At 62.3% G+C, this 5,458-nt stretch carries 7 protein-coding genes and 1 pseudogene; 5 read left to right on the top strand and 3 right to left on the bottom strand.

Going from position 1 to position 5,458, the window contains the following annotated elements; translation table 11 throughout:
* Positions 1 to 640, top strand: a pseudogene (locus IV091_RS11185) (AMP-binding protein); the annotation flags it as partial.
* 72 nt (positions 641 to 712) lie between these two features.
* On the opposite strand, the gene IV091_RS11180 reads toward IV091_RS11185, so the two are convergent.
* Positions 713 to 1,378: an OmpA family protein gene (locus IV091_RS11180; RefSeq protein ID WP_293468666.1), complete on the bottom strand. Its 666-nt coding sequence runs from the start codon at positions 1,376 to 1,378 to the stop codon at positions 713 to 715.
* 212 nt (positions 1,379 to 1,590) lie between these two features.
* Here IV091_RS11180 and IV091_RS11175 point away from each other — a divergent pair, with 212 nt between their 5' ends.
* The 3 genes from IV091_RS11175 to plsY are packed head-to-tail and all read left to right on the top strand — an operon-like array spanning position 1,591 to position 3,832.
* A complete protein-coding gene (locus IV091_RS11175) occupies positions 1,591 to 2,652 on the top strand; it encodes an aldo/keto reductase (protein ID WP_293468664.1) in 1,062 nt (353 codons plus the stop codon).
* Position 2,653: 1 nt separating this feature from the next.
* A complete protein-coding gene (locus IV091_RS11170; RefSeq protein WP_293468662.1) occupies positions 2,654 to 3,157 on the top strand; it encodes an aminoacyl-tRNA deacylase in 504 nt (167 codons plus the stop codon).
* Between the two features lie 33 nt (positions 3,158 to 3,190).
* The gene (plsY, locus tag IV091_RS11165; RefSeq protein ID WP_293468660.1) at positions 3,191 to 3,832 is read left to right on the top strand and encodes a glycerol-3-phosphate 1-O-acyltransferase PlsY; all 642 of its coding nucleotides are present in this window, start codon (positions 3,191 to 3,193) and stop codon (positions 3,830 to 3,832) included.
* Between the two features lie 27 nt (positions 3,833 to 3,859).
* On the opposite strand, the gene IV091_RS11160 is transcribed toward plsY, so the two are convergent.
* The gene (locus IV091_RS11160; RefSeq protein WP_293468670.1) at positions 3,860 to 4,507 is read right to left on the bottom strand and encodes a TIGR02281 family clan AA aspartic protease; all 648 of its coding nucleotides are present in this window, start codon (positions 4,505 to 4,507) and stop codon (positions 3,860 to 3,862) included.
* Between the two features lie 35 nt (positions 4,508 to 4,542).
* Entirely contained in the window at positions 4,543 to 5,034 is a 492-nt protein-coding gene (locus tag IV091_RS11155) for a YajQ family cyclic di-GMP-binding protein (RefSeq protein WP_293468658.1), read from the bottom strand.
* 50 nt (positions 5,035 to 5,084) lie between these two features.
* Between IV091_RS11155 and IV091_RS11150 the strand changes: the two genes are divergently transcribed.
* Positions 5,085 to 5,458 (top strand): FAD-binding protein (locus tag IV091_RS11150; protein ID WP_293468656.1); only part of this gene is annotated, 374 nt, incomplete at its 3' end.

The following is a 5,458-nucleotide window of genomic DNA, read 5'->3' as shown; positions in this document are numbered from 1 at the left end:
CTGGCCGGCCAGGCCGGGCAGCATGGGCAAAGCCTACCCCGGCCACCAGGTGGCGGTGATTGATGATGCGGGCCAGGAATGCGCGGTGGGCGTGGCGGGCGACGTGGCGGTCAACCGCTTTGACATGCACGGCGACCCGGACCCGATCTTTTTTCTGGGCTACTGGAAGAACGAGGCCGCCACGCAGGCCAAGTACACGGGCGACTGGTGCCGCACCGGGGACCTGGCGCGGCGCGACGCCGACGGCTACCTGTGGTACGAGGGCCGCGCCGACGACATCTTCAAGGCGGCCGGTTACCGCATCGGCCCCGGTGAAATCGAGAACTGCCTGGTCAAGCACCGGGCGGTGGCCAACGCCGCCGTGGTGCCCAAACCCGACAAAGAGCGCGGCGCGCTGGTCAAGGCCTATGTGGTGCTAGCTCCTGATTTAATAGCTGCTCGTACAAGACTGGCGGGGGCTACAAGTGAATTTGATCTAAAAATAATGAAGGAGCTGCAGGCCCACGTCAAAGCCATGCTGGCGCCCTACGAGTACCCCAAGGAGATCGAATTCATTGACGCGCTGCCCATGACGACCACCGGCAAGGTGCAGCGCCGGGTGCTGCGGCTGCAGGAGGAAGCGCGGTTTAAAAACGCCTGATGGGGTGCGGTTGTTGCCCGCGCCCACAAAAAAAGCACCCGAAGGTGCTTTCTTGAAACCGCAGGGCCGTGCTTAACGCTGGGCGACTGGCTCGGCGACGTAGATCTCTACGCGGCGATTTTGGGCGCGGCCTTGCTCTGTGGCGTTGCTGGCAATCGGCTCGCGTGAACCGCGGCCGTCGGTGGCAATGCGCTGCGACGCAACGCCGCGGCTCACCAGGTAGTCACGGGCTGCATTGGCGCGGTCCACCGACAAGGGGTTGTTGATGGCGTCGGAGCCGGTGCTGTCGGTGTGACCAATGATGGTGACCGTGGTGATCGGATTTTGGTTCAGGCTGCTGGCGAATTGCGTGAGCACTGGCGCAAAGTTGGACTTGATGGCAGAGCGGCCCACGTCAAACGAGATGTCGGCAGGGATGTCCAGCTTCAGGCGGTTGTCGGCGGTCTGGCTGACGGCTACGCCGGTGCCGGCGGTGGCGCGTTCCATGGCGACTTTCTGGTCCTGCATTTTCTTGGACCAGAGGTAGCCGCCACCCGCACCCACGGCGCCGCCCAGTACAGCACCCTGTGCCGCACCTTTGGAGCCGCCTGTGGCAGCGCCGAGCAGGGCACCAAGGCCCGCACCAATGCCGGCGCCCTGCGCCGTACCGCGCTGGGTTTCGCTCATGTTGGCGCAGCCCGAAAGGCCGGCGACGGCCATGGTTGCAACGGTGAGTGAGGTGATCAGAAATTTGTTCATGTGGAACTCCTTGAAAAAGATGGGGAAGTTAATCCGTTGTGCATTAAAGCGTTGGTAAGTGAATGTTAGCCATCCGGATTGCTGCAATGTGTAAGACAAGAGCGCGTATTGGGCGTCTACAAGAGCGCACACTAGCCCTTAAACTAGTTGTTTTCAAGCTATTTCGCCGCGCCCGCGTGCCGTGCGGGCGTTCAATTATTAACGGGATTTCCATGAATAAAGTTCAACTCGGCGCCAGCGATCTGCATGTCACCCCTGTTTGCCTGGGCACCATGACGTTTGGCGAGCAGGTCGATGAAGCCGGGGCGCATGCCATCCTGGACCGTGCGCTGGCGCGCGGTGTTAACTTTGTGGATACGGCGGAAATGTACTCGGTGCCTGCGCGCGCCGAAACCTATGGGGCCACCGAAACCATTCTGGGCAACTGGTTTGCAAAAAATCCTTCAGCCCGCAGCCAGTTGGTGCTGGCGAGCAAGGTTGCGGGCCCTGCGCGCGGCATGTCCTGGATTCGCAACGGCAGCCTGGACCTGACGCCAGCGGACATCGTCGGGGCCTGCAACGACAGCCTCAGGCGCCTGAAAACCGATGTGATCGACCTCTACCAGATCCACTGGCCAGCGCGCCATGTGCCGGCGTTTGGCACGGTGTATTTCGATCCGGCCAAGGACCTGCCGGTGGCGTCCATCCACGACCAGCTTGAAGCGCTGGCTGGCCTGATCAAGGCCGGCAAGGTGCGCGCGATCGGGCTGTCCAACGAATCGCCTTACGGGGTGCATGAATTTGTACGCCTGGCCGCGCAGCACGGCCTGCCCAAAGTGGCCACGGTGCAAAACCCTTACTGCCTGATCAACCGCACGGTGGAAAACGGCCTGGACGAAACCATGCATCGGCTGGGTGTTTCGCTGCTGGCGTATTCGCCGCTGGGCTTTGGCCTGCTGACGGGCAAGTACGACGCCACCGGCCTTGACGCCGCCGACGCGCCGCAAGGCCGCATGGCGAAGTTTGACTCCATGAAAAAGCAGCGCTGGGGCCGGCCTGAGGCCCTGGCGGCGGCGCGGCGCTACAACGCACTGGCGCGGGACCACGGCTTGAGCCCGACGCAGCTGGCGCTGGCGTTTTGCTACACGAAGTGGCAAGTCGCCAGCACCATCATCGGCGTGACGTCGCTGGCGCAGCTCGATGAAGACCTGGACGCGTACGGCACCACCTTGTCAGCCGAGGTGCTGGCCGAGATTGACAAGATCCGCTGGGACATTCGCGACCCCGCTTTGTAAGATGGCCAAAAAAGACGCTAAAAAAGACCACGTCAGCGAAACCCCCGCCACGCAGCTGCTGAAGGCGCACCAGGTGGCCTTTACCGAGCATCCGTATGACTACCTGGCGCACGGCGGCGCGCAGCACAGCGCCCAGGTGCTGGGGCTGGACCCTTTCATGGTGGTCAAGACGCTGGTCATGCAGGACCAGGATGCCCGGCCCCTGCTGGTGCTGATGCACGGCAACCGCAAGGTGTCTACCAAAAATCTGGCGCGGCAAATCGGCGCCAAGTCGGTCGAACCCTGCCAGCCTGAAGTGGCGCAGCGCCACAGCGGCTACCTGGTGGGCGGCACCTCGCCTTTTGGCACGCGCAACGCCATGCCGGTGTATATCGAGGAAAGCATTCTGGGCCTGCCCAACATCGTCATCAACGGAGGCCGGCGCGGCTACCTGGTGGGCATGGACCCGCAGGTGTGCGTCGCCCTGCTCGGTGCAAAATCGGTGCAGTGTGCATTGACCGAATAAATCGAATAAATCAAATAACAAGGGGAGACAATTTTGGAATACCTGTATTCAACCGGCGCCACGCTGCTGGCCTACCTGCTCGGTTCGCTGTCGTTTGCGGTCATCGTCAGCCGGGCACTGGGCCTGGAGGATCCGCGCAGCTACGGCAGCAAGAACCCGGGCGCCACCAATGTGCTGCGCTCGGGCAGCAAGGCGGCGGCGGTGGCCACGCTGCTGCTGGACGGCCTGAAGGGCTGGTTGCCCGTGGTGCTGGTCAAGTGGTTTGGCGGCGACTACGGCATGGGCGAGGGCACGGTCGCGCTGGTGGGTCTGGCGGCTTTCCTGGGCCACCTGTACCCGGTGTTTTTCCAGTTCAAGGGCGGCAAGGGCGTGGCGACGGCGGCCGGCGTGCTGCTGGGCATCAGCGGGTGGCTTGGGCTGGCAACGCTGGTGACCTGGTTGATCGTGGCGTATTTCTCGCGTTATTCCTCGCTCGCGTCGCTGGCAGCGGCGGTTTTTGCGCCGCTTTACTATCTGTTTGGCGACCGGGCGGCCTGGTATGTGGACAAAAGCATCCTGGTGGTGATGATTGCCATCAGTGCGCTGCTGCTGCTGCGCCATCGCGACAACATCAACAAGCTGCTGAAGGGAACAGAGTCCAAGCTGGGGTCCGGCAAGCAGGCCGTGCGCAAGTAGGCCGTGGGCCGGTGGCCGTTATCCTGGTCAGTAGCGCTTGTCCAGCGTCATCAGGTTGTTTTCGCGTTTCATCTGAAAACGCGCTAAAAAACTGTTGCCCAGCAGCAGGAAGGGCATGGACTGCGGGGTGACCACGGCGTCAACGTCGTAGACCTCGACATCGCCCACCCGCACGGAATTGAGCTTGATGCGAAAGCCTTGGGCGGTGCCGTTGGCTGTGGATATCTGCACGGCTTGCCCGCTTTTGTAACTGATACCCGCGCGCTCGGCGTCGGCCGTGCTCATGGCAATGCTGGTTGCGCCGGTGTCAACCATGAACTGGACGGCACGACCATTGATTTGTCCGGCCGTCATGAAGTGGCCGCCGCCGCTCTCGGTGAGAACGATCCGGCTACCGCGCCCGCTGGCGCCACTTCTGCCGCCCATGCTCACGGGCGCCTCGCCGACCCGCAGCGTCTGGCGTTTGCCCGACTGCTCAATGACGGCCTGGTCGCCCGAGGTGGAAATCACCTTGACGCCCTGGTGCGTCTCACCGGCCGCCACGGTTTTGGGCGCCGTGCCATTGACCACCAGCAGCGCCTTGTTGCCCAGCATGCCGGCTAGGGCAACGGATTGCGCCTGTACGTTTGAAACTGTCAGCGAGACGGCAAGGCCGGCTAGCGCTCCGAGTGCCATGGCGCGGGCAGATGCAGACATGAGAGCCAATGAGTTCAGTCGCGGAAGTTGTCGAAACTGAGCGGAAGGTCCTTGATCTCGGCGCGAATCAGCGCCATGGCGGCCTGCAGGTCGTCGCGCTTGGCGCCCGTGACCCGGACCTTGCCTTCCTGGATGGCCGCCTGCACCTTCATCTTGTTGCCCTTGATCAGCTGCTGGATCTTCTTGGCCTCTTCGGTTTCAATGCCGTCGCGTACCTTGGTGACCTGCTTGACCTTGTCGCCGCCGATTTTCTCGACCTTGCCAATGTCCAGGAAGCGCACGTCGACGCCGGCCTTGGTGAGCTTGTTGCGCAGGATGTCGTGGATCTGGTCGATCTGGAAATCACCGTCGCCGATCAGGATGATCTCCTTGTCTTTTTCTTTCAGCTCGACCGAGGCGGCCGTGCCCTTGAAGTCAAAGCGGGTGCCGATTTCCTTGGCGGTGTTTTCAACGGCGTTTTTGACCTTGACCAGGTCGGTTTCAAGAACAGTATCAAAAGAAGGCATGGTGTCGGCTTTGCAAATGGGGAGTTACACGGGGGTGAGACAATCTCAAGATGTTAGTCGAGAAAAACGTCCCCCTCCAGTCTTCCAATACCTTTGGCATCGTGGCCAAGGCACTTTCCCTGGTGCGCGTCAGGCGCGAAGCCGACATGGCCGCCGTGCTGCAAGACCCGGCCTTGCAGGCTGTCCCAAAGTTTGTGCTGGGCGGCGGCAGCAACATCGTGCTGACCGGAGATGTCAAGCCGCTGGTGCTCAAGGTCGAAATCATGGGCAAGCGCCTGGTCACTGAAACGGCCAAAGCCTGGATTGTCGAGGCCGGCGCCGGCGAGAACTGGCACGATCTGGTGACCTGGACGCTGGAAAACGGCTATCCGGGGCTGGAAAACCTGGCGCTGATTCCGGGCACGGTGGGTGCCACGCCGGTGCA

Origin of the sequence: Polaromonas sp. (genome assembly GCF_018780625.1) — a bacterium.
Lineage (GTDB): Bacteria > Pseudomonadota > Gammaproteobacteria > Burkholderiales > Burkholderiaceae_C > Polaromonas.
The sequence above is the reverse complement of the archived record's forward strand: the minus strand, read 5'-3'. Positions and strand labels throughout refer to the sequence as shown.